This is a genomic window from Flavobacterium silvaticum (genome assembly GCF_012911565.1).
In the GTDB taxonomy this organism is placed as follows: domain Bacteria; phylum Bacteroidota; class Bacteroidia; order Flavobacteriales; family Flavobacteriaceae; genus Flavobacterium; species Flavobacterium silvaticum.
The window spans coordinates 409,610-434,221 of sequence record NZ_JAAMPU010000108.1 but is presented as its reverse complement, the minus strand read 5'-3'; the positions used below and the strand labels follow the sequence as shown (position 1 = coordinate 434,221).

14 protein-coding genes are annotated in these 24,612 nt (G+C 43.3%); 10 read left to right on the top strand and 4 right to left on the bottom strand.

What is annotated here, in order from left to right:
- Positions 1 to 127: 127 nt before the first annotated feature.
- The gene (locus tag G6047_RS16085) at positions 128 to 661 is read right to left on the bottom strand and encodes a hypothetical protein (RefSeq protein ID WP_169528647.1); all 534 of its coding nucleotides are present in this window, start codon (positions 659 to 661) and stop codon (positions 128 to 130) included.
- Positions 662 to 1,061: 400 nt separating this feature from the next.
- Positions 1,062 to 2,948: a T9SS type A sorting domain-containing protein gene (locus G6047_RS16080; protein ID WP_169528646.1), complete on the bottom strand. Its 1,887-nt coding sequence runs from the start codon at positions 2,946 to 2,948 to the stop codon at positions 1,062 to 1,064.
- 394 nt (positions 2,949 to 3,342) lie between these two features.
- Between G6047_RS16080 and carA the strand changes: the two genes are divergently transcribed.
- Positions 3,343 to 4,443: a glutamine-hydrolyzing carbamoyl-phosphate synthase small subunit gene (gene carA / locus G6047_RS16075; protein WP_169528645.1), complete on the top strand. Its 1,101-nt coding sequence runs from the start codon at positions 3,343 to 3,345 to the stop codon at positions 4,441 to 4,443.
- A 12-nt stretch (positions 4,444 to 4,455) separates the two neighbouring features.
- Here the strand turns inward: carA and G6047_RS16070 are convergent, their stop codons facing one another.
- Both G6047_RS16070 and G6047_RS16065 read right to left on the bottom strand, forming a co-directional pair.
- Positions 4,456 to 5,325: a hypothetical protein gene (locus G6047_RS16070; RefSeq protein WP_169528644.1), complete on the bottom strand. Its 870-nt coding sequence runs from the start codon at positions 5,323 to 5,325 to the stop codon at positions 4,456 to 4,458.
- Positions 5,325 to 6,755 (bottom strand): MBOAT family O-acyltransferase, encoded by a 1,431-nt coding sequence (locus G6047_RS16065; protein ID WP_169528643.1) that lies wholly within the window; start codon positions 6,753 to 6,755, stop codon positions 5,325 to 5,327. Before G6047_RS16065 ends, G6047_RS16070 begins: the two co-directional genes overlap by 1 nt.
- 305 nt (positions 6,756 to 7,060) lie before the next feature.
- Here G6047_RS16065 and eno point away from each other — a divergent pair, with 305 nt between their 5' ends.
- The 9 genes from eno (at position 7,061) to G6047_RS16020 (ending at position 24,591) form a co-directional block, all read left to right on the top strand.
- Positions 7,061 to 8,353 carry a phosphopyruvate hydratase gene (gene eno / locus G6047_RS16060; RefSeq protein WP_169528642.1) on the top strand — a complete coding sequence of 431 codons (1,293 nt, stop codon included), beginning with the start codon at positions 7,061 to 7,063 and terminating at the stop codon, positions 8,351 to 8,353.
- Positions 8,354 to 8,662: 309 nt separating this feature from the next.
- Positions 8,663 to 10,627 carry a tetratricopeptide repeat-containing sensor histidine kinase gene (locus G6047_RS16055; RefSeq protein ID WP_169528641.1) on the top strand — a complete coding sequence of 655 codons (1,965 nt, stop codon included), beginning with the start codon at positions 8,663 to 8,665 and terminating at the stop codon, positions 10,625 to 10,627.
- A 25-nt stretch (positions 10,628 to 10,652) separates the two neighbouring features.
- Complete coding sequence (locus G6047_RS16910; RefSeq protein ID WP_169528640.1) at positions 10,653 to 11,414, top strand: LytR/AlgR family response regulator transcription factor; 762 nt, start codon at positions 10,653 to 10,655, stop codon at positions 11,412 to 11,414.
- Positions 11,415 to 11,470: 56 nt separating this feature from the next.
- On the top strand, positions 11,471 to 14,533 hold the full coding sequence (locus G6047_RS16045; protein ID WP_169528639.1) for a DUF7619 domain-containing protein: 3,063 nt from the start codon (positions 11,471 to 11,473) through the stop codon (positions 14,531 to 14,533).
- A 3-nt stretch (positions 14,534 to 14,536) separates the two neighbouring features.
- On the top strand, positions 14,537 to 17,167 hold the full coding sequence (locus G6047_RS16040; RefSeq protein ID WP_169528638.1) for a T9SS type A sorting domain-containing protein: 2,631 nt from the start codon (positions 14,537 to 14,539) through the stop codon (positions 17,165 to 17,167).
- A gap of 240 nt (positions 17,168 to 17,407) precedes the next feature.
- Positions 17,408 to 18,691, top strand: a complete 1,284-nt coding sequence (locus G6047_RS16035) for a citrate synthase (protein WP_169528637.1) — start codon at positions 17,408 to 17,410, stop codon at positions 18,689 to 18,691.
- Positions 18,692 to 18,889: 198 nt separating this feature from the next.
- Positions 18,890 to 20,623, top strand: a complete 1,734-nt coding sequence (locus G6047_RS16030) for an autotransporter outer membrane beta-barrel domain-containing protein (RefSeq protein ID WP_169528636.1) — start codon at positions 18,890 to 18,892, stop codon at positions 20,621 to 20,623.
- Positions 20,624 to 20,625: 2 nt separating this feature from the next.
- A complete protein-coding gene (locus tag G6047_RS16025) occupies positions 20,626 to 23,589 on the top strand; it encodes a T9SS type A sorting domain-containing protein (RefSeq protein ID WP_169528635.1) in 2,964 nt (987 codons plus the stop codon).
- A gap of 84 nt (positions 23,590 to 23,673) precedes the next feature.
- Positions 23,674 to 24,591 carry a dimethylarginine dimethylaminohydrolase family protein gene (locus G6047_RS16020; protein WP_169528634.1) on the top strand — a complete coding sequence of 306 codons (918 nt, stop codon included), beginning with the start codon at positions 23,674 to 23,676 and terminating at the stop codon, positions 24,589 to 24,591.
- Positions 24,592 to 24,612 lie beyond the last annotated feature (21 nt).

Below are 24,612 nucleotides of genomic sequence, written 5' to 3'. Positions count from 1 at the left end.
TGATTTATTTTCAATCCGGCTTTCGGGATTCGCGAACAGAAAGAAGATTCGGACCGCACTGTGTTGTCGATAATCTAACCATTGCCGGATCTATCTGATTGTAATCTGTTTTATCCCTTGGCACTTTTTACGCTTTCCCATCTTCTGGGCTGCCTTGAATCGCCGTGATTCTGGCTTCGAGTATTTTTTTCTCCTCGCCCAAAAGTTCCAGTTTCAGTTTCAACCGCAACAGGTCGATTTCCAGTTTCTGCCAGTAATAATCTTTCGTCTGTGTGTGAAACGGATTCAGGATCGGCTGCCGCCTCTTGTCATTCCGTTCAGCCATTTCCAGGATGAGGCTGGATAAATGCCTTACTTTTTCGGTAGCAGTTACTTTTTTTTTGGCCGCGGCCATTTTCTTTATGGTAAGGTAATACTGCCGTTCAGTACGGTCCAGCTCAGATTTAAGGAAAGGTATCAGGTGTTTTCCGTTCAGAGTTCCAGACTCTGGCATTTTTTTCATGTGCGCCAGCATCTCGCCGAGCAACGCAAGCTCTTCATTCGGTAGATTCCGCTTGCCGCAATCAAACATGGAATATTGGCCATCGGTCACGCCAAGTATCATGGCCATATCATGGGTGCTCGCCCCGAACATCGTTTTAAATGAATCCTGATATTTCATATCGTTGATTTTGTTGTAAATAATCTGTTGTGAAAAATTTACAACGGATTATTTACAACAAAAGTATCTGTGGAGTTTCAGTCCGGTTTCTGCAACGAGGAAAAAGCTCCTTGCCTTAATTTAAAAAATGCCAGATCGTCTTCTTCATATCCTCATACCTCAGTAGCAAAAAGGAAATCTCGAATTCCAGTGCAAATCTGCGAAGCAGAAAGGCCTTCGTGCCATACTCAAAAAAATGAAGAAATCTTAGTGCCTTTGCGCCTTCGTGTCTTCGTGTCCAAAAAAAGGCGAAGCCGCACCGAACCTCTGCAAAAAAAACAGGGTCCCCAAAAGGAACCCCGAATTTCTCAAATATAAATAAGTCTCACACTACTCGCGACTGAGTAGTCACATCTATAAACTACCTCTTAACCACCTTCAAAGCAATTCCTTCTCCATCAACTTTCAAAAAGTAAATGCCACGGGAAACGCCGCTCATATCAATCGTATTGATTTCATTTGATAGTTTTCCGGATAAGACCATGCGTCCATTTCCGTCGAAAATCGAAAAGGATTTGCCAAGTACCGCAGCCCCGGCCTTGACATACAGCAACTCGTTCACCGGATTCGGATAGGCAAGCAGCGACGCTTGCAATTCTTGTTCAGGACTGGATAACACTCCGCCATTCAGATACACTTTCCAGTATTTGTTTGAACCGGAACCCGGGATAAGTTCGTCGCCTGCGGTCTGATTCTCATTATACACCACAAGGTCAAGTTTGTGGTCGCCGTTCATGTCCATGACAGTCCACGACTGGCTTCCCAGATCATCGACAGCGCCTGTTGCATAACCTATGGCTCGGAAGCTATAATCAGTGCCATTGTATTTCTCTCCGCCCGCCGGCATAGACCAGTTTGTCGCGGAAGTGGAAAATGCCGATCCCGTATTGAGGAAAACCTTCCAGTATTTTGTCGCACCGGAATTAAAAATCAGTACCTCATTGGGGCCGTTCGAACTATAAACCACAAGATCAGGCTTTGCATCGCCATTCATGTCCATCACGGTCCACGATTCGCTGTTCAGGTCATCGTTCGGATAGGCCTGGTCGGTGATGTGACGGAAACTGTAATCGGTGTTGTTGTCTTTTTCACCGCCGGCAGGCATGGTCCAGTTCGTCGCCGTTGCTGAAAAGCCAGAACCCGTGTTGAGGAAAACTTTCCAGTATTTCGTAGCACCGGAATTAAAGATAAGAACATCGTCTGCCCCGTTTGAACTATAAACTACCAAATCCGGTTTGGAATCTCCGTTCATATCCATTATTGTCCACGACTCGCTGTTCAGGTCATCATTCGGATAGGCTTGGTCCGTAATGTGACGGAAGCTATAATCCATATTGTTGTCTTTTTCTCCGCCGGCAGGCATGTTCCAGTTGGTGGCGGTCGTTGAAAATCCGGATCCGGTGTTGAGGAAAACTTTCCAGTATTTGGTTGCGCCCGAGCTGAAGATCAGTACATCGTCTGCCCCGTTTGCACTATACACCACCAAATCCGGTTTGGCATCGCCATTCATATCCATCACGGTCCACGATTCGCTGTTCAGGTCATCGTTTGGATAAGCCTGGTCCGATATCTGTCGGAAACTGTAATTTATGTTGTCGTCCTTTTCGCCTCCTGCAGGCAAAGTCCAGTTGGTAGCCGTTTGCGAAAACCCTGATCCGGTGTTGAGATATACTTTCCAGTAGAAGCTCGATCCGTTGGAGAAGGTACGCATGCCAGGTTCCATGTTTTCGGCATAGACTACCATATCTGGTTTGGCATCCCCGTTCATATCCATAAGCTGATAAGACTGGCTGCCAATGTCATAACCAGTACCCGTCGCTGCACTGAACTCGTGATAGCCCAGAGTCACGCCGTTATATTTCTCACCACCCGGAGGCAGTGCCCAGTTGGTGGCCGTCGTTGAAAACCCGCTGCTCGTACCCAGATATACTTTCCAGTACGGATTCAGGTTTTGGCTGAAAACCATAGCATCTCCGTCAGCTTGGTTCTCGTTGTACACTACAAGGTCCAGTTTGGAATCACCGTTCATGTCGGCGACCGTCCAGGATTGGCTGCCTAAATTATCCACGGCACCCGTGACATAGCCAATGTAACGGAAACTGTAGTTCGTGCCACTATAGGTTTCACCTCCGGCAGGTACGCCCCAGTTTGTGGGAGTTGTCCCGAAACCTTGTGCATGGGTTGATTGATTTACCAAGCCGAGTCCAAGCACCGCGCAAAGCAGTGCATAACGTAATTTTAATTTCATTGATGTTTTTATTTGTTTGTGGAAATTTGCGGCCGAAACTACTCGAAGTTTCAGTAACAGGCAATATTATTTTTGCCGAATGAACCAACGTTGGATTTCGACGGATGAATGGTCGATCTTACCCAACGAACGAAAGTGTTGGGAATCAAAAGGCGCCATCCATTACAACCATTCCTGTAACTGCTTTCCACAACCCGAAAAAAAGAGTAAATTTGCAGCGGAAAAAGGAAGTAAGCGTTAGGAAAAGGGATTTGGGCTATGCCTATGCACACAGATCTTAACAACTTAGAGATTTTTTCCAATCGAATAACGAACTACTCAACTACAACGCACAACATTAATGACCCGAGCTTGCGAACAGCATGAGTCCTTTAAAAAACAATAACTACTACGAATGAAGTACAACACCAGACCACAAGCCATTCTCCTCCTTGCCGACGGAACCGTTTTCTACGGCAAATCGATCGGAATCACCGGAACCACTTTCGGGGAAGTCTGTTTTAATACAGGAATGACTGGTTATCAGGAAATATTCACCGATCCGTCTTATTTTGGACAAATCATGGTTGCCACGAATACCCATATCGGGAACTACGGTGTGAACGGCGAAGAAGTCGAGGCAGACAGAATCATGATTTCGGGTCTTGTTGTCAAGAATTTCAGCTTCAACCATTCACGCCCTGATTCCGAATCGGACCTGATGGAATATTTCGAGAAACAAAATCTCATCTGTATTTCAGACGTGGATACACGGGCTCTCGTAAGCTACATCCGCGACCACGGAGCCATGAACGCGGCCATTTCAACAGACGGGAAATCAATCGAAGAACTGAAAGCTCTTTTAGCGGAAGTTCCTGATATGAAAGGATTGGAGCTCGCATCAAAAGTATCGACCAAAGAGCCATACTTTATCGGTAATCCGGAAGCGAAATACAAAATTGCCGCACTCGACCTGGGTATCAAAAAGAACATTTTGCGCAACCTTTCAAAACGTGAATGTTATATCAAGGTTTTTCCTTTCGATACAGCATACGAAGAAATGAAGTCATGGAATCCGGACGGGTTTTTCCTGTCAAATGGCCCCGGCGATCCCGAACCGCTGTTGCTTGCGCAGGAAGTCGCCAAAAAAATCCTTGAAGCCAACGATCCGGTTTTCGGAATCTGCCTCGGTCATCAGGTTTTGGCTCTTGCAAACGGAATACCGACGTATAAAATGTTCAACGGGCACAGAGGAATCAATCACCCGGTAAAAAACCTTTTAACCGGAAAAGGTGAAATAACGTCACAGAACCACGGATTTGCTGTCGATAAAGAAGCGCTTCTGGCCAATCCTGATTTTGAAATCACCCACCTTCACATCAACGATGAAACCGTTGCCGGAATGCGTATGAAGAGCAAAAATGCGTTCTCGGTTCAGTACCATCCCGAAGCCAGTCCCGGGCCTCATGACTCGAGTTATCTGTTCGATCAGTTTATTGAGAATATAGGAAGGTAGCATAAAACTGGCTTATTTTTCATCTGCCAGTAACAATCGGGTAAAGGCAAGGGCACCATCTGAATTTAAGTGAACGGAATTATAAAATAGACTATCGGGGATTGACGTTGAGTAATCCTGTAATTCCGGAAGTTTTTTCTTAAGGGAAATTAAGAAGTCCCGGTTTTTAAATCCCGAAGGATAAGGAGCGCAAAAAGGAATAAATTCGATACTGTTTTTTTTACAAAGCCTCTTGAATTCTGTTATTGAATGATTTTGGCTTGCGATGCTTTTAGGTAAGGAAAAGGGTAAAATTTTATGGTGGCCGTGTTGCGGATGGAATCCGTCTGAAAAATCGTCCTTAGGTCTTTTATTGGCCAGACTAAGCAAGCACTCGCGTAAGCCGAGAACCTGATCACTCATTGCATATCTGTAAAAAGGGATATGGGCGTAAGCCGGATAATTTTTCAATCGCGGTTCGAGAAAGCCCGAGACCACGGGGTCTTTTATGAAAGGAAGGGCTGCGGTGCTGCCAATCAAGGACAGGTTTTCATCGTTGTATACATAATCTACCTGAAGGTATAATTTTTTAATTCGGATTTTGCGATCCAGAAGTAGCTTGAACTGGAGCAAATTATCGGCTAAACCGGAACCTTCAATGCCTAGATTTATGGCCGGTTTTCCCGTTGTTTTTTTTACTTCGCTTGTCACAATATGATTCGCAACACGTGAGGAACCTAAAAAGACACGATCTATGGCAGTAGGTTTCATCTGAATTATGTACACCACTTTATTTCGGGGAATGCAGTGCCTGTATATAGCTGTGTATCCAATATCAGCCAATGTCATCATGATGATAAACGCAACTGTCAGCCCTGAAACAAACCAAATGAATCTTTTCATCAGAATTGAAAATAAATAAAATCGCTCGGATTCGAGTAAGCTCCCAAAACCAATATCAGAAATAATAACAGTATCGCCTTGGCATATTCAAAACGTCCGCAAACTGGGTGTTCTCTTTCGCGGGAAAACCATTCCACTGCAACAAACAAAAGTAACAGACTCATCAATTCGTACGAATATCGGTCAACTCCAAGATATTGAATCGAAAAATCCTTCAGGCGTATTATTCCATCAATGTAAGCCAAGGCCTGAGATACATTGTGTGCACGAAAAAAAATCCAGGCAAAGACGACAAGGCTAAAAGTGACCAGCATTTGCAGAAACTCTTTTGGACTTGGAACTTTTTTGCCCGATGCTGCAATTTCTATGTTGTTGCGATTGCTGCCTGTAAGTAGTAATGGCAGAAAAAACAGGGCATGGATAAATCCCCAAAGGATGAATGTCCAGTTTGCCCCATGCCAGAATCCGCTGACCAGAAAGATGATGAATGTGTTTCGGATTCTTTTTGCCTCATTCACTTTGCTGCCACCAAGCGGAATGTATAGATAATCGCGGAACCAACTTGATAGTGAAATATGCCAACGTCTCCAGAATTCGGCAATGTCGCGCGAAAAATACGGGTAATTGAAATTTCGGAGTAGTTGGATCCCAAATAATTTAGAAGTGCCGATGGCTATATCTGAATAACCTGAAAAGTCACCATATATCTGAAAGGCGAAATAAACGACACCCAAAACAAGCGTTAGTGAATTGTATTGATCCTGATGGTCAAAAATCTCGTTGGCGTAACGGGCACAGCTATCTGCAATGACCACTTTTTTAAATAGGCCCCAAAAAATCTGGTACAATCCGTCTTTTGCGGTTTCAAACGAAAATTCCCTTTTTTTCTTTAGCTGTGGGAGCAGGTGGGTCGCACGTTCGATTGGTCCCGCTACAAGAAGCGGAAAGTAACTCACGAAAAGACTGTAATCTATAATGTCCTTTTCAGGTTCGATGCGTTTTTTGTAAATGTCAATAACATACGAAAGTCCGTGGAATGTGTAAAACGATATGCCGACTGGTAAGATTACATTCAGTAACGGAAGGTTCGGTCTAAGCCCAAATCCCAATATCAAATCGGCAAACGAAGAAGCGAAAAAATTGTAGTATTTAAAAACTCCCAAAAAGCCGAGGTTTATTGAAATACTCAGCCAGAACCAGAACTTCCTGTTTTTTTCACTGGCGCCAGACATTTTCCAGCCTGTATAATAATCCAATCCGGTAGAAAATAGCAGTAAGAACAAAAAACGCCAGTCCCAACAGGCATAAAAAAAGTAACTGCATAAAAGCAACATTGCATTCTGTAGCTTGATCCCTTTTTTTGATATAGACCAATATATGGCGAATACCAAGGGGAGGAAAACAGCATATGACAATGAATTAAACAGCATATTCTGAATTTAGCAACGCTGCAAATAAAAACAATAAATGTTGGATTATGAAAGAAATTGATCGGCCCGATATTTTCATTTTGCTAATATTCAGGTATTTTGATTGTTTAACTGCGGTCGATGTATTTTGAAGGATCAAACGGAAATAGACGATTTGTAATAAGCAGATGATTTTTTGGAGACTCCTAAATCGTTTGCGTTTATAAGTTTTGGTTAATTGATGCAGACTTGCTTTTTCGGGTCTGCATTTTTTCATAATTTTCCAAAAATTAAGCACATAAAACACTAATCTAATAAAAAGGACCATGAGTATTATCGTTAAAATTCACGCCCGTCAAATTCTTGATTCACGCGGAAACCCGACAATCGAGGTTGACGTAATCACCGAAAACGGAATTCTTGGCCGTGCAGCCGTTCCATCCGGAGCATCTACCGGAGAACACGAAGCAGTGGAACTTCGCGACGGAGGAAAAGCCTACATGGGCAAAGGCGTGAGCAAAGCAGTAAAGCATGTCAATGTTCAGATTGCCGAAGAAATTGTCGGGATGTCTGTATTCGAACAGAACCTGATCGACAAGAAAATGATCGAGCTTGACGGCACACACAACAAAGGAAACCTTGGTGCAAACGCAATCCTTGGCGTTTCACTTGCCGTTGCCAAAGCTGCTGCCAATGAACTCGGAATGCCATTGTATCGCTATGTCGGCGGCGTTTCCGGAAATACGCTTCCGGTTCCAATGATGAATATCATTAACGGCGGTTCTCACTCCGATGCTCCTATCGCTTTCCAGGAATTCATGATCATGCCGGTAAAAGCAAAAGATTTCACCCACGCCATGCAAATGGGAACCGAAATCTTCCACAATCTGAAAAAAGTATTGCACGACCGTCATCTTTCTACAGCAGTCGGTGACGAAGGCGGATTTGCCCCGAACCTTGCCGGCGGAACAGAAGACGCGTTGGATTCAATCAAGACCGCCGTTGAGAATGCAGGGTATAAATTTGGTGACGATGTAATGGTCGCCCTGGATTGTGCCGCATCTGAATTCTACGTAAACGGAAATTACGACTATAAAAAGTTTGAAGGCGAAGGCGGAAAGATCCGTTCGTCAAAGGAGCAAGCTGAATATCTTGCCGAACTGGCAGCCAAATATCCTATCATCTCCATCGAAGACGGTATGTACGAAGACGATTGGGACGGATGGAAATACCTGACAGATCTTATCGGAGACAAAGTACAATTGGTAGGGGACGATTTGTTCGTGACTAACGTAGAGCGTCTCAAAACCGGAATCGACAAAGGCATCGCGAATTCCATCCTGATCAAGGTAAACCAGATTGGAACCTTGTCTGAAACCATCGCGGCCGTTAATATGGCGCACAATGCAGGTTATACGTCTGTAATGTCGCACCGTTCCGGTGAAACCGAAGATAATACCATCGCCGACCTTGCTGTAGCATTGAACTGCGGGCAAATCAAGACCGGTTCCGCTTCACGTTCCGATCGTATGGCCAAATACAACCAGCTGTTGCGTATTGAGGAAGAATTAGGCGATACGGCTTATTTTCCCGGGAAGAACGCTTTCAAGCAGAAATAAAATCTTCTAGATTTAGAAAATCAAACCCGGCAACTTGTCGGGTTTTTTTGTTGGATTGGTATCTGTAATTTCCGATATTTTTGTTTGCGACATTCTTTTGTGGCAAACAAAATGTCACGGACTATTGACAAATTACTTACGACAAAATAGTTTGTCGGGAAGCTATTGTCATGTTTTTCACAAAAATGAGTTTTGAAAATAAGATGGGGTTTGCGGAATCCGAATTCTCGCCAATTCACTTCAAATTCTCATTTCGGGTCCATCGGCACGATTGAAATACTACTTTTGTTTTATTCACTGAGTTCGCCTATGAAACGACTGATATTGCTATTTTTCTGCCTGCTTTTCCTGATGCCTGTTTTTGGGCAGAACGGAACCGCAGACAGTCTTTCGCGTTTGCTTCCTAAGGTAAAGAACGACATTGAACGTGCCGATCTTCTCAACAGGATTTCAGATGCCTACAAAACGTCCGATCCCGAAAAAATGCAGGCTTATGCCAATCAGGCACTCGGGCTTTCGCAAAAAATAAAGTATCGCCTGGCTGAAGCGACCGCACACCAGAATCTTGGAAATTCGTTCATCATCAAAGGAAGTTATGCCCAGGCGACTACGGAATTTCTTTCGGCACAAAAAATATTCGAGGCTGAAGCCAGTATTTCCGGAAATTCAAAAGCTGCAAAAATGGGACTTGCCAGATCGCTTGGCAGCCTGGGGGTGGTTTTTTCGGAACAGAGCAATTACGCAAGGGCGCTTCAATATGATTTAAAGGCAATCCAGCAGTATGAAAAATTGGAAGAACCGGTCCGTCTGGCGCATCTGTACAACAATACCGCAGTAGTTTATTCGTCCCAGAAAAACAATTTCAAGGCACTTGAATATTTGCTCAAGGCCGCCGATTTGCTTGAAAAATCAAAAGATGCCGCCATTGCGATCACGCTGACGAACATCGGTAATAATTATCTCGCACAAAAGGATTTTGAAAAAGCTTTGGAATATTACCAAAAGGCCCAAACTGCATTTACAACATATCCGGATGATCGTGCCCAAGGCGAATTGTGCAACAATTGGGGCGATTATTTTGAGCAGACGAATAAGCCCATGGAAGCCGAAACCGCCTGGCAAAAGGCACTCGGTTTTTTTGCTTCAATAGATGATGAGTTCGGGACAGCTGATACGAAAGCGCATTTGGCAAAGCATTACCTGGCCTCGGGTGATTTGCAAAAAGCTATGGCAAATGCTTCGGCTTCACTTGGTTTGGCTGAAAAACTACAGATTCCGGAACAAGTCGTGATTGCCGAAAAATTGCTGAGCGACATCTATTCCAGACAGGGCGATACTAAAAATGCGCTGCTTCATTTTGAACGCTACAGTGTGGCCAAAGACAGTCTGGCATCGAGCGAAAACATCCGCAAAAGTGTCCAGGCAGAACTCAATTACGAATTCGACAAGCGTGAAGCCATAGCCAAAAAAGAATCGGAGAAACGCGAATTGCTGTACACAGAAGCGGCAAAAAGACATACGCTGCAAACCGTTTTCATTGTGTTGTTCGTGCTGCTTTTGGCCGGAATCTGTTTCCTGGTTTACAACAGAAGGCAACTTAAACGTACTTTGACACTCCAGAAAGAACTTGCCGAATACGAGCAAAAAGCGCTGCATTTACAAATGAACCCGCATTTTGTGTTCAATTGCCTGGGGTCGATTTCGAGTTTCATCGTGCAGAATGGAACAGACCAAGCGATAAAATATTTGGCCAAGTTCTCCAAGCTGATGCGCCTCACGCTTGAATATTCAAAAGAACAGCTTATTCCGATTGATCGCGAGATAGAAGGCTTGCAGAATTATCTCGAGCTCGAACAGCTCCGGTTCAACAATATCTTTACGTTCGACATTACAAAAAGCCGTGATATTGAAGACGATGTGGCTTTGCCGCCATTATTATTGCAACCTTTTGTAGAAAATGCCATCATTCATGGAATCGTGCCAAAAAAACAGGGCGGACGCATCGATGTGGATTTTACTATAGATGCCGAATTCCTGATTTGCAGTGTGACAGACAACGGCGTCGGCATTGATAAATCTACCGAAATGAAGCAAGGTTCCGTTCCGGTGCATAAGTCGATGGCGCTTGACATCACAAGAAAAAGGCTCGATATGATACGGTCGGTAACATCAAGGCAGGCCGATGTGGAAATCACCCAAACGGCAGATAACGCAGGCAACATTACCGGAACGAAAGTCCTTTTGCGACTACCGCTCCAATACATCAATAAATAAAAAAAAATACTAATAAACAATCATCGTGATAACCGCTCTCCTAATTGACGACGACGCCAATCTCCGCTCCGGAATGAAAGGTCTTTTGGAACGATACGCTCCTGAAATACATATCCTGGGTGAAGCCGATTCGGTCGAAAGTGGCGTGACGGCCATAGAGAAATTCCAGCCCCAGGTGGTTTTTCTAGATATTCAATTGAATGACGGAAGTGGTTTTGACATTCTGGAGCAACTCGCTTTGCGTCAGGGAAAATCACAGACGAATATTGTTTTTATAACAGCCCACGAACAATATGCAATCAAAGCTTTTCGATTCAGTGCACTTGATTTTCTACTGAAGCCAGTCGATCCGGAAGAGTTGCAGAAAGTCATCAACAAGATCAAAGCGGCGGTCCAAAAAAATGATGGATTCGCGCACATCGATTTGCTTTTGGAAAACATCCGTAAAAAAGTCGATAATTTCAAACGCATTGCGTTATCTACATCAGAAGGCATCCATCTGTTCGAAATCAGTGATATCATCCGTTGTGAAAGCGATGACAATTACACCAAGTTTTACATCCGCGGCAGCAAACCTATTTTGATTTCACGCACCTTAAAGGAATATGAAGAACTTTTGGCCGAGCATGGATTTGAACGGATCCATCAATCGCATCTGATCAACCTGAGTTATCTCAAATCATACATCAAGAAAGACGGCGGTTATGTGGTGATGAGTGATAACAGCCATTTGCCGATTTCGCAGCGAAAGAAAGACAGGTTGCAGGAAGTTTTGAAAAGCATTTGAGATTTTAAATGAAAAGGCAGGGCCGATCGGCAAAAGCCTGATGAAATATACGAGGTATGAAAAAGTTGATTTTTACACTGTTGTTTTTTAATACATTGTTCTCCCAGCAGGCAAATACGCCTTCACCATTATATAGGTGCGCAGCGCCGGAGACTTATGTCACATTTGATTTGACCGTTGCCATACCTGAGATTTTGGGAAGCCAGGATCCGTTGCTATTTGGCGTGGCTTTTTATAGTAATGAGTATGATGCAGCAGCTTCAATCAACGAACTTCCAACTTCATTAACTATTGTGGCAGGTACTGCACAAACTCTTGTTACAAAAGTTACAGAACTGTCATCCGGACAATCCGCAACTACAACGCTTGATGTGTATGTAGAAGCAGGGGCTGATCTTCAGGATATTGGGCCAATAGTGATTTCTGAATATCCGTTCGACGGATTTGCGGCATTTGATTTTACGACAATCAATTCCAGCATTGATACTGACAATTACACTTTTGCTTATTATCTGACAGAAAGCGACGCTCAGTTACAGGTTAACTCAATACCAAACCAATCGTCCTTTACCAATACCCAGAATCCGCAGCAAATGTGGATAGGAGCCACAAGTTTGAGCGGCTGCTATGTGTATGCGCCATTCATGATTCAGGTGTATGACGATTCTGTCATTGTAAACATTCCCGACCCAAATTTTAAGGCGGCTCTTGTGCAATATAATGCCATAAATCCGTCGTATGCGCTGGATTTGAACGGAGATGGGGAAATCCAGGTGGGTGAAGCTGCGGCTTATCATGAATTGGATCTTGGGGGCTGGAATATTTCTGACATAACCGGGATAGAGGCTTTTACAAATCTGGAACAACTTGCCGTGTCGGATAATGATTTGATAGCACTCGACGTAAGCATGTTGCCCAATTTATGGTTGTTATATGCGAACGATAACCCTTTGACATCTGTTAGTTTGGCTCCGAAAACCAAAATCTTTGCTGCAGATAATACTGCTTTGGCATCGCTGGATCTTACAGATCTTCCATTTCTTCAGTCGGTCGTAATGTATGGCAGTTCCCAGCTGATTTCATTCAAGGCTTCCAATCTTCCGAATTTTTCAGGTTTGGATGTTCCAAATAGTCCATTGTTACAAAATATTGAAATAACGGATTGTCCACTCTTCGGATATCTTAATATCGAAAACACTCCCGTAATTGAACATATGGATTTTCACAATTCTTACAGTGATCCTGAATTGATAAATGCCAGTTTGGAACTGACATTGGACAATTCACATTTTCTACAGGATCTGAACCTTTCGGGATGTGCTGCATTATATAAAGTACAAGTAACAAACACTACGGGGCCGAACGTATTAAATACTATTGATATTAGCGGTTGTAATAATCTGGACACGCTTCTGTTGCAAGGATGTAATTTTCCTGCGCTTACAATTCCGTCCTTGCCCGAACTTCACAACTTAACATTAGCGCAAAATACGCTGCTGAACCTGACTATCGAATCTTCACCAGTATATTATTTCACGTTCAACCAAAACAACACGACACAGTTGGATTTATCACATTTGCCGGGGATTTCTTCTATTTATCTCAATGATAATCTGAATCTCACTAACCTGAATATTAAAAATGGGCATCATGATAATTTGATTGCCTCGAATAATCCAGGCCTTATTGGTGTTTGTGCCGATGAATCTGAGATAACCGAAATACAAGCTGTCGTTGGGCCTTCGGTTTCTGTAAATTCCTATTGTTCGATGGCTCCGGGCGGAAATTACAATACCATTACCGGAACCGTAAAATTTGACCAGGCTAACGACGGTTGCGAAAATGATCCTTCGTTTGCATATAAAAAAGTCGATTTATTTGACGGCACAACAACCTATTCCACGTTTACGGATGCTTCAGGAACATATGTATTTTATGTTCTTGCCGGAAATTTCACAGTTACGCCGGAATTCGAAACCACAGGGTTTACGGTAAGCCCGGCTTCTGCGTCGGTTAATTTTGCCGACGATAACAACAACACATCAATCAACGATTTCTGCATCTCCGCAAATGGAGTCAATCCCGACCTTGAAGTTATCGTTTCTCCAACCGGCGCCCCGATTCCGGGTTTTAATACAACCTATCAGGTTACGCTTCGAAATAAAGGCAACCAGATCCAATCTCAATTGTACGGGCTGACCTGTTCCTACGATTATTACCAGATGGATTATATTTCGACAAGTCCGGCATCTGATGCGTATGCAAGCGGCACCATTTACTGGAGCTATGAAAACCTCATGCCGTTTGAAACCCGCACGTTCTTTTGTACCGTGAAAGTTCATGCACCTACAGATTTGAATCCGGTCAATTCAGGCGATGCGATCCAGGTTTCAGCGGGTGTTCCCACATTTGGTGATTCACTTCCGGACGACAACAATTTTGTACTGAACCAAACAGCCGTCAATTCGCTTGACCCGAACGATATTTTATGTCTCGAAGGCGATTCCCAACCCACTTCGGAAATTGGCGAATACCTGCATTACCGAATCCGTTTTGAAAATACGGGAACGGCTCCGGCCCAGAATGTCGTGGTCAGGCTTCCGCTCAATCCAGCACAATATCAGACAGATTCAGTTCAATTGCTGTTTGCATCACATCCCGTGAAAGGTAATGTGAAAAACAATGTAGCTGAATTTATGTTCGAGAACCTGAACCTCGACTCGGGCGGACATGGAAATGTATTGCTCAAGGTGCGTTCTTTGAATACATTGCAACAAGGAGATTCGGCCATTAACGGAGCCGGAATCTATTTCGATTATAATTTTCCGGTGCAAACAAATAATGCTGAAACCGTATTTGCCGATTTGAGCTCAGGTTCGCCTGTTAAAGACGCATCTGTCCAAATCTATCCGAATCCGGTGCAAAACCAGGTTACGGTCAAAGCAGGATCGACTCTGGAAAAAATTGAATTATACGATGTGCAAGGCAGGTTATTGCAGATTTCACCTGCATCCGGAAACGAATCCATATTGGAAATGACCCAATATGCAAGCGGAAATTATTTTGTGAAAGTGGTTTCACGCAAAGGCGCATCGGTACAAAAAATCGTCAAAAAATAAGCTATGGGTAAGTTTTATATTGTTTTAGGGATAATGCTTTGTGGTCTTTCGGGGCGAAGCCAGGTTGTGAATATCCCGGATGCGAATTTTAAGGCCAGGTTACTTGGAACCGCTCCCGACGGTTCAAACGTATTTGCAAGTAACGGAGTCAACCAAATAATCATTGATGTCAATTCGGATGGGGAAATTCAACAGACGGAAGCGTTGAATATCATAGAGCTGCATATTAATGCCGATGCAGCAATGAATTGCACAGGTCTTGAGGCATTTTCGAATCTGAACGGATTGTACATTTCGGGTAGTTCTCCGCTATCTAATATTGATGTTTCCACAATGTCAAACCTGAATTATTTCAACAGTATGGGCACTTCATTAGGGAGTTTGGATTTTTCGGCGAATAGTGCGCTCACTTATCTGGATGTACATGTTTCAACCCTGAGTTCTTTGGTTTTACCTTTAACTTCGGCCCTTACTTATCTCGATGTCCGCAATACGCAGTTGACCGCTTTAGACATGACCAATCAACATGTTCTGGATCATTTTGAATGTGGAGGGACCAATATTTCATCTATGGAATTAAATGTAGGAACCATGTCGATTCTGAATATATCTGTAAACGACAATCTGGTCAGCCTGAAAATTACTGCAACGGCATTGCCTTCATTTGATATTGGCAATCCAAACCTGGCCAATGTGGAAATCCATTGCGGGGCATTTGCAGAGAATGTGACTTTAATGGGCAACAATCTTCAAACGGTAGATTTCAGCGGTTCTGATTTTAATGGCCATAGCGCGGGGATTTCGTCTGATATGCTGACCAATGTGAATTTTAGCAATTGCCAGAATCTGGTGTCAATCAACCTGCAATCTATCATTGGCGGCCCGGATGGATCCCTTGATCTGACAGGAGTCACAAGTCTGCAGTCGATTACATACTATTTGCCTGGTACGTTGTCGATTCCGCCAATGTCAGGGTTGACCAATCTGGAAGCTAGTTTGATTTCGGAACTCATAATTGGGGATTCGCCAAGCCTTACTACTGTTGGAATCGACAGCGCACAGTTGCAGGAACTTAATCTTTCACAGGCCGAAAGCCTCGTTACAGTTGGAGTCAGCTCTTGTCCGCAACTTCATCACGTAATACTAAAGAACGGTAGTATAGAAAATAGCATTGGCTTTGCACAATGTCCATTGCTTCAATCTGTTTGTGTCGATGAAGCCCAGATTGACCAGGTGACACTTTCTTTAGGTAATCCTTTGATCAGCGTAAATTCCTATTGCTCCGTCGAGCCCGGTGGTGCTTTCAACCGAATCTACGGATCAGCCATTTACGATTGGCAAAGCGACGGCTGCGGTAACGATGTGCCTCATTCCTATGTGAAGATGGTCATGAACGATGGAACTGAGGATTATGTGGATTTTACAGATTCGGCAGGCGAGTATAAATTTTATCCTGGAGCCGGAAATTTTACTGTCAGCCCTGAGCTGGAAAATCCTGCGTATTATACTGTTTCTCCTGTGAGTGCTGCAGTGAATTTTCCGGTTGTGGACGGAACCATTTCTACCAATGATTTTTGCATCACACAAAACGGAATACATCCAGATCTGGAAGTTGTCGTTTCGCCTTGGAGCGTTCCTATTCCCGGTTTTGACGCAACGTATCAGGTTACGCTTAGAAACAAAGGCAACCAAATCATGTCGCAACCGCTCGGATTAAGTTGTACGTATGACCTGGCGCAGATGGATTATATTTCCACGAGTCCGCCTGCCGACGGTTTCGGCACCGGGATTATTTATTGGAACTACACGAATCTGATGCCTTTTGAAACCCGAACGTTTTACTGTACGGTCAACATTCATCAACCAACAGATACCTATCCGGTCAATTCAGGAGATGTGATTCAGGTTTCGGCCGGCGTTCCTTCTGTTGGCGATGTGCTTCCGTCAGACAACAACTTCATACTCGAGCAAACAGCAGTCAATTCATTTGACCCGAACGATATTCTATGCCTCGAAGGCGATTCCCAACCCACATCTCAAATTGGTGAATACCTGCATTATCGTATCCGGTTTGAAAACACAGGAACGGCTCCGGCCCAAAATGTCGTGGTCAGGCTTCCGTTAAATCCGGCTCAATATGAGGTGAATTCACTTCAATTGCTATCGGCTTCGCATCCGGTAAGAGGCCGTGTGCATGGTAATGTTGCCGAATTCATTTTTGAAAACGTCAATATTGATTCAGGCGGACACGGGAATGTGCTGCTTAAAGTGCGTTCTTCTAATGTGTTGCAGCAAGGTGATTCAGCCGTTAACGGAGCAGGAATTTATTTCGATTATAACTTTCCGGTCGAAACGGAAGATGCCGAGACCGTTTTTGAAGACTTGAGCGCTACAGACAATGCTAAATTACAAATGAAACTGTATCCGAATCCGGTTCAGGAAAAGCTCTCTTTACAATCTGATTCCGAGTTGAAAAAAATCGAAATATACGATGCTTCCGGAAGATTGGTCGAAGTTCAAAATGCCGCTTTGGGTCAAACTGAATTTTCGGTAAAAAGCTTACAATCAGGAGTGTATCTTATAAAGGTAAATACACAAAAAGGTTCGAAAACCTTGAAATTCATAAAACAATAAACGTTGGGTAGGGTAAACATAAAATAGGGTGTTTCACTACCAAATGCGCTTGCCTTCAAACAGAATGTATCGCTACGTCTAGTTAAGTTAAATTGAGTTCAAAGCCCGTGGTTCATCGCACGGGCTTTGTTTTTTATGTACATTATTTTAGCAATAATTAACGAAAACGTTGCAGTTTCCATTTTTTAATTGACCCTGAATTCAATACATTTGGGAAATTATTTAATTCCCAAACACATTATGTCAAAAACTGCATCATTGGAGATTGACGGCAAGAAATATGAATTTCCGGTTTTTACGGGTTCAGAAAATGAAACTGCCATCGATATTGCCAAGTTACGCGACGTTACGGGAGCCATAACACTGGATCCCGGTTATAAAAATTCAGGTGCGTGCAAAAGTGCCATTACATTCCTTGACGGAGAAGAAGGAATTCTTCGCTACAGAGGTTACGCGATTGAAGATCTTGCTGAAAAAGCGAGTTTCCTTGAAGTTTCCTATTTGCTGATTTTCGGCGAATTGCCCACTTCACAAGAGCTGGAGCGTTTTGAGACCAACATCCGCAAATACACGCTGGTCAATGAGGAAATGAAAAACATCATTGATGGTTTTCCTAAAACGGCTCATCCGATGGGCGTTCTTTCAGCCCTGACAAGTGCATTGACAGCTTTCAATCCGAAGTCTGTAAATGTTGAAAATGAAAAAGAACTGTATGAAGGCATCTGCAAGACCATGGGTAAATTCCTTGTCATTGCAACGTGGACATATAGAAAAGCAATGGGCTATCCGCTCAATTATTATGACAACACCATAGGATACGTGGACAACTTCATGAAACTGATGTTCTCTCTTCCTACAGGTCCGTATAGTACAAACCCGAAAGTGGTGGCTGCGCTGGATAAATTGTTTATTTTGCATGCCGATCACGAACAGAATTGTTCTACTTCCACAGTCCGTATGGTAGGTTCATCACACGCCGGATTATTCGCTTCGATTTCTGCAGGTGTTTCCGCACTTTGGGGGCCGCTTCACGGAGGTGCCAACCAGGCCGTATTGGAAATGCTTGAGGAAATCCACAAAGCTGGTGGAGACGTTGAAAAATTCATCCTCAAAGCAAAAGACAAAGAAGATCCGTTTAGATTGATGGGCTTCGGTCACCGCGTTTACAAGAACTTCGATCCACGCGCCAAGATCATCAAGGTTGCTGCTGATGAAGTTCTGAGTTCACTTGGCGTGGAAGATCCGCTTCTCGACATCGCAATGAAACTTGAAAAAGCGGCTCTCGAAGACGAATACTTCAAAGCACGCTCACTTTACCCGAACGTTGATTTCTATTCCGGAATCATTTACCGCGCACTTGGAATCCCGACTGATATGTTTACCGTATTGTTTGCGATTGGACGCCTTCCGGGTTGGATTGCACAATGGGTCGAGATGCGCGCCAACAAGGAACCAATCGGTCGCCCGAGACAGGTTTACGTGGGAAGTCCATTGCGGGATTTCGTTCCTGCTGATAAACGATAAAAAAACCAATCCAATAGTTTTTAAAGCCTCTTTTTAAAGAGGCTTTCTTTATTGTTATAAAACTGTAATGTTTTATTTTTCAGTATTTTATAAGATATGAAAATATTTTTTTAAGATAACTTTAAGAATTAATTTTTATAAACATTTTTTATAGATGACTACTGATAATTTTGGTAAGAACCTTTAAAAGAAACATTTATGAAAAATTTATTCAGTTGTTTATTATTGTTTGTCTTTACAATTGGTGTGAATGCCCAAGGAGGGAATGCGATTTTTGGTATTACACCTGCTACGGGATCTTATCCAACGCCGGGGCTGTATGAAAATTTTAATTCCGTTTTTGGCTATCAGGCCATGAAAGGAATAGACGGTGTCAGCCCGACCACAACTCCCGCGGCACAAGCCAACTGTGCATTCGGGTATCAAAGTTTAATGAATAATCAATTAAGTAGTGGGAATTCTGCATTCGGAACATCGTCACTGGCCTCGGTTAGCACCAATACAGGAACAGGGGGTAACAGTGCATTTGGTAATTCTGCAATGTCAAACCTGACTTCAGGTCAACTTAATTCAGCATTCGGTCTAGAAACATTAAGGATGGCTACAGGAAACAATAATATAGCCATGGGCTACAGAGCTTTAGGAGGAGATACTTTTGCCCGGACAGCTAGTGGTAACATCGCAATAGGTATTGCAGCTTTTCAGAATGGGGTAGGCGACAATAATATAGCTATTGGAGCCGGTGCTATGTGGGCAGGAAACAATGGAACGGCTTCAGTGGGTTCCGCTAACATTGTCATCGGTAATGCTTCGGCAATAAATTTCAACAGTACATCAGTTACTAATAATGTCTTTTTAGGTAATGAAACAGGTACAAGTCTCACGACAGGTGCTCAAAATGTCCTTGTCGGATATCAAGCCGGTAAGTCTATCACTACAGGCTCTAACAACGTTATTATTGGTAGATATCATATGCCGAGCGCAGGTGACGGGACAGACTTTGGGAATAACTCCAATAATTCGATAATCCTTGCTGACGGTTCATCAAATATTGCCAGATTAACAGTCGCTAATAATGGGAATGTGGGCATAGGTTTGGGCAATACAAAGGCACAAAATAGATTAGAAATTAAAAGTGCCACAGCCAATACTTCCGGGCTTCTTTTTTCAAACTTAAAATCGACCTTTTCACCAACGTCAACAGCAAGCAAATTCCTTACTGTTGACAGTGCCGGAAATGTCATACTTCAAAATCTCCCGGCAGCTTCAAGTGGTTATACTACAATTGCTGCGGGAACAAATATAAGTTTATCAGGAAGCGCTTCTTCAGGTTATACCATAGCGGCAACTCCCTCACTTTCGGTTACTGGAACCACTTTGTCAATTTCAGGTGGAAATACGGTGAGCCTGCCCGGATTTACAGATACCGATACGAGCATATATAATTCAGATGGAAATATAAATTCTGGACGTCTGGTCAATTTGAACGCAAATCTTTTGTTCAATACAACTTCAGGAGGAAAAATTTACATCGGAGACAAAACAACGGTAGCCGGAGCTACATATACTGGTAATTACAAGCTTTTTGTAGAAGAAGGAATTATGGCGGAAAAAGTTAAGGTAGCCATAGAAGGCACCGGAAACTGGATGGATCATGTTTTTGAGACGAATTATAAACTGATGCCGTTGACAGATCTTGAGAAATTCGTGAAAAGCGAAAAGCATCTTCCTGGAATAAATTCGGCCGAAGACCTTGTTAAAAATGGTCTTGACATAGGAGAAATGCAGGCTAAACAAATGGGTAAGATCGAGGAATTAGTATTGTACACAATCGAACAGAACAAAATGATCCAAGCCCAACAGCATCAGATAGATGAATTGGAGAAAAAACTGGCTGAGCTTTTAAAAGTTTCTCAATCTGAAAAGAAATAAATATGAGGCCTTTAAATGTTGTCGGTAAAAAAGCAAAGTCTTTTTACCCGAACAGGATTTGGCTGTTATGCCTGTCCATTTTTCTGCCTTTTATTTGTCAATCCCAGGTTGTCACGTGGTCGCCTGACGGGATTTTTGACAAAGTATACGACAGGCTCGGTAACGAATATTCGTTGGATGACATAAAAATTGATTCTGTTAAAACTGTTGCCCCACTTGCTGTAAAACGCACGCAATTCCAACAATGCAATACAGGAATTTTCGACGTCTATTTTGAAGAGAACAGCGGTATGGAACTTACAGATCGCAGTGCGGTTTTATGTCAGGTACTGTCTGATATTTCAGCATTTCTGATAACGCCACTACAAAATCCGACAGTTACCCATCGTGTCAATATCTGGGTTCGGGACATCTCTAATTTGACTGTGCCTGCAGGAACTCTGGCAATGGGAACAAGTTTCTACACCGTTCCAAGTGATCAGGGGCAACCGGCCAGCGGAATTGTCGATGGTGAAGTCTGGAAAACAATCCAGGCCGGAGTCGATTCATACACTAATGTTACTTCTCCGCTCATTTCCAATGGCGTATCTGCAAGTGGTTCGGGTGCATTCTACCATGGCATGATAGCGGTTGATTTCAATACCACTACATGGCATACAGATCTGCAGTCGACACCGCCAACAGGAAGCCAGGATCTTTATTCCGCTATCCTGCATGAAATGATGCACGCTTTGGGATTGATAAGCTTAATTGACGGCGATGGAACCTCGCGCCTGAATGATTATCCGTATTTTTCCCGATACGATCTTTTCCTGCGTAATAATTCCGGAACGAATGCTTTATTGACAAACACAGGCGGTTGCAGTTTGTATCAGTATCAGTTTAATCCGGCGCTGTCTACCTCAATACTTGCTCCGGGCTGTAGTGTTGGCTATACTACAGATGAGACCATATGTTCCAGCGCTGTCAAATTTTTCGGAACCAACACCATACCTGTTTACACTCCGGCCTGTTATGAATCCGGGAGCAGCCTGAGCCATTTTGAGGATATGTGTTATGGACCACCCTATGGTAACAATGACTATTTTTTAATGAGCAATGTAGTTGCACCCGCACAAATGAGGCGATATCCAAAACCGGAAGAACGGGTAGCATTATGCGATTTGGGTTATGCGGTAAGGGATATTTTTGGAAATGATGCCAATCTGAATTTTAATGCATACAGTGGTGGTACGTGCAGCGGGAACAGGATAGCCGGTGTAAATGACGGATTGATTTCGGGAACTTTTCAATATCAGGGACTTGGAACGACGGCAAATCCAATCGTGATTTCAAACATTCTCGGAAATGATTTTTCATCCGGTCCAAAAGGATTTGAATGCCTGGAGGATGTGTACGATAATACAACCAATTTCTCCATAACCTCAAGTCTGACAAATTCAAGTATAAATATGACTACTTCTACTCCGGGTATTCACTTATTGCGGTATGTGCCGATAAACAATGCCACTGGAAAAAGAGGGAATATCACGTACATCTATGCTTATTGCAAGAGAACTTATACATGTCGCCCGGGTCTTTGTAATTTAGTTGATAATGGTAGTTTGGAAGGTAGTCCTGGTAACGGAAATGTTGCATGCGGATGGTATGCGGCTATACCGACCCCAGATCTTTTCAATTCTTCGGCAGGGAGCGGCACATTGAATGGTGTTCCATGTAATGATGCGGGTTATGAGCTTGCAAGCGAGGGGAATGGATATGCTGGAATTGCATTAGCTGATCAACAAAATAATGAGGCCATTTCCACAATATTGATTTCCCCGTTGTTAGCAGATACCGATTATTTACTGGAGTATGACATTTCGCTTGCAGAAGCCAATAGTGTATCGGCGATTAAAATGCAAGCTTATCTCGGAATTGATCCGATTAATCCTGTTGGGGGTAATTTTCCGATACAAAGCAGCATAAATGCGAATCCGGAAAATCTATTTTTTGTAAGTTCGAACGTCAATAATACTTCAAATGGATGGGAAACACTTTCTTTTTCGTTTCACACACAGAGCGGAGGCCACCAATTTTTGTACATTGGAGGATTAGAAAATCCAACATTTTATGACGTATCTGTTGCTCCATCGGTACCAGGCTGCATTTCCGGAAACGGCACTCCGAATAAGCCTTATTACTACATAGATAATGTAATAATAAGGCCAATTGTCCCTTCATCGCTCGACCTACCCGCCTTCCTCTGTGAAAATGCAACATTGGACTACCTCATCCAGTACCTGGATAACGCAGCACCAACTGGAACATTTTCCGGAGCGGGAATAACTGGGACTGGCGAAGAGACAAGTCTTGAAGGTGCTCTCGCAACACCAGGCGAACATATAATCACGTATGAGTATGTGAACAATGTCGGGTGTACCATTACACTTACCGATACCATAACCGTATTGTCGTCGGAAGACAGCCAATGTAATTGTACAAACACACTGACTGTAGACTACACGGAATCGCTAACAAGTTACTTATACCAGCGACACGAATGGATACTGGCAGATGATGGCTATTCCATTTCAGGATCAAAAGATATAACCATGAAAGCGGGATATTATATTCTGATGAATCCTACCACATCATTCCAAAGTGATATACAGTTTGAGGCCTATATTGATGATTGTTGCGAGACCTGCAGATATGCCCGGTTGGTTGATGAGGCCGATTCTCAAACTTCTGAAATGATGATAAGCCCAAATCCGGCAAAATCGTCACTCGGAATTAAATTATTGTCAGATACAGCCTCTTTTATAACCGTCACTACATATGATGGACGAACCGTATTCGAGAAGAAAATGTCTGGAGAATCTGACTACACTTTGGATACCGATGCTTTTGCCCAAGGTATGTACATTCTGTATGTAACTTGCTCCAGCGGTACTTTGCGAACGGAACAGTTTATCAAAAATTAATTCCACAACCATTTGAATTAACACAAAAAGCCTCCCCATCCGGAGGCTTTTCCTATCTTTGCCCCTGAAACGAAAACGTTTTCTATGTTGCCCTTGAATGTAAAGAATGAAACCGCCAGGCTGCGTGCCGTAGTCCTTGGAACTGCTGTCAGTAACGGCCCGACGCCCAAACCACAAGACGCTTACGATCCAAAATCACTCGAGCATATCTTTGCCGGAACGTATCCGCTTGAAAAAGACATGGTGCCGGAAATGGAGGCTTTCAACGCCGTTTTTGAAAAGTATGGCGTACAAGTCTATCGGCCGGAAATCGTCGAAAACGAAAACCAGATTTTTACGCGCGACATCGGTTTTGTTATAGACGATGTTTTTTTCAAGGCCAATATATTACCCGATCGCGAAAAAGAATTTCCCGCCATTCACAAAGTCATCGAACAGATTCCTGCTGCCAAATTCGTTGAAATTGAAGATCAAAGCATCCACATAGAAGGTGGCGATGTCATCTTGTGGAACGACTATATTTTCATAGGAACCTACTGCCGGCCAGATTATCCCGAAATCAAAACGGCGCGTACCAATGACAAAGGCGTCCAGTTCATCCGCGATTATTTCCCAAACAAAAAAGTGGTTGATTTCGATCTTGTCAAATCGACCAAAGAAGCACGCGATAATGCGTTGCATCTCGATTGTTGTTTCCAGCCGGTGGGCGAGGACAAGGCTATCATTTACAAAGAAGGTTTTTGCGATGTGGAAGATTACGAATACCTGCGCGACCTTTTCGGAGTCGAAAATCTGTTCCATATCACACGACAGGAAATGTACGATATGAACTCCAACGTGTTTTCGATTGCGCCAAATGTTGTCGTTTCTGAACGAAATTTCACACGCCTCAACAACTGGCTTCGACAAAACGGTTTTACAGTCGAGGAAATCCCATATGCCGAAATCTCCAAGCAGGAAGGTTTGCTCAGATGTTCCACATTGCCTTTGATAAGGGATTAAAGCATCACCAGATGCCTTCGT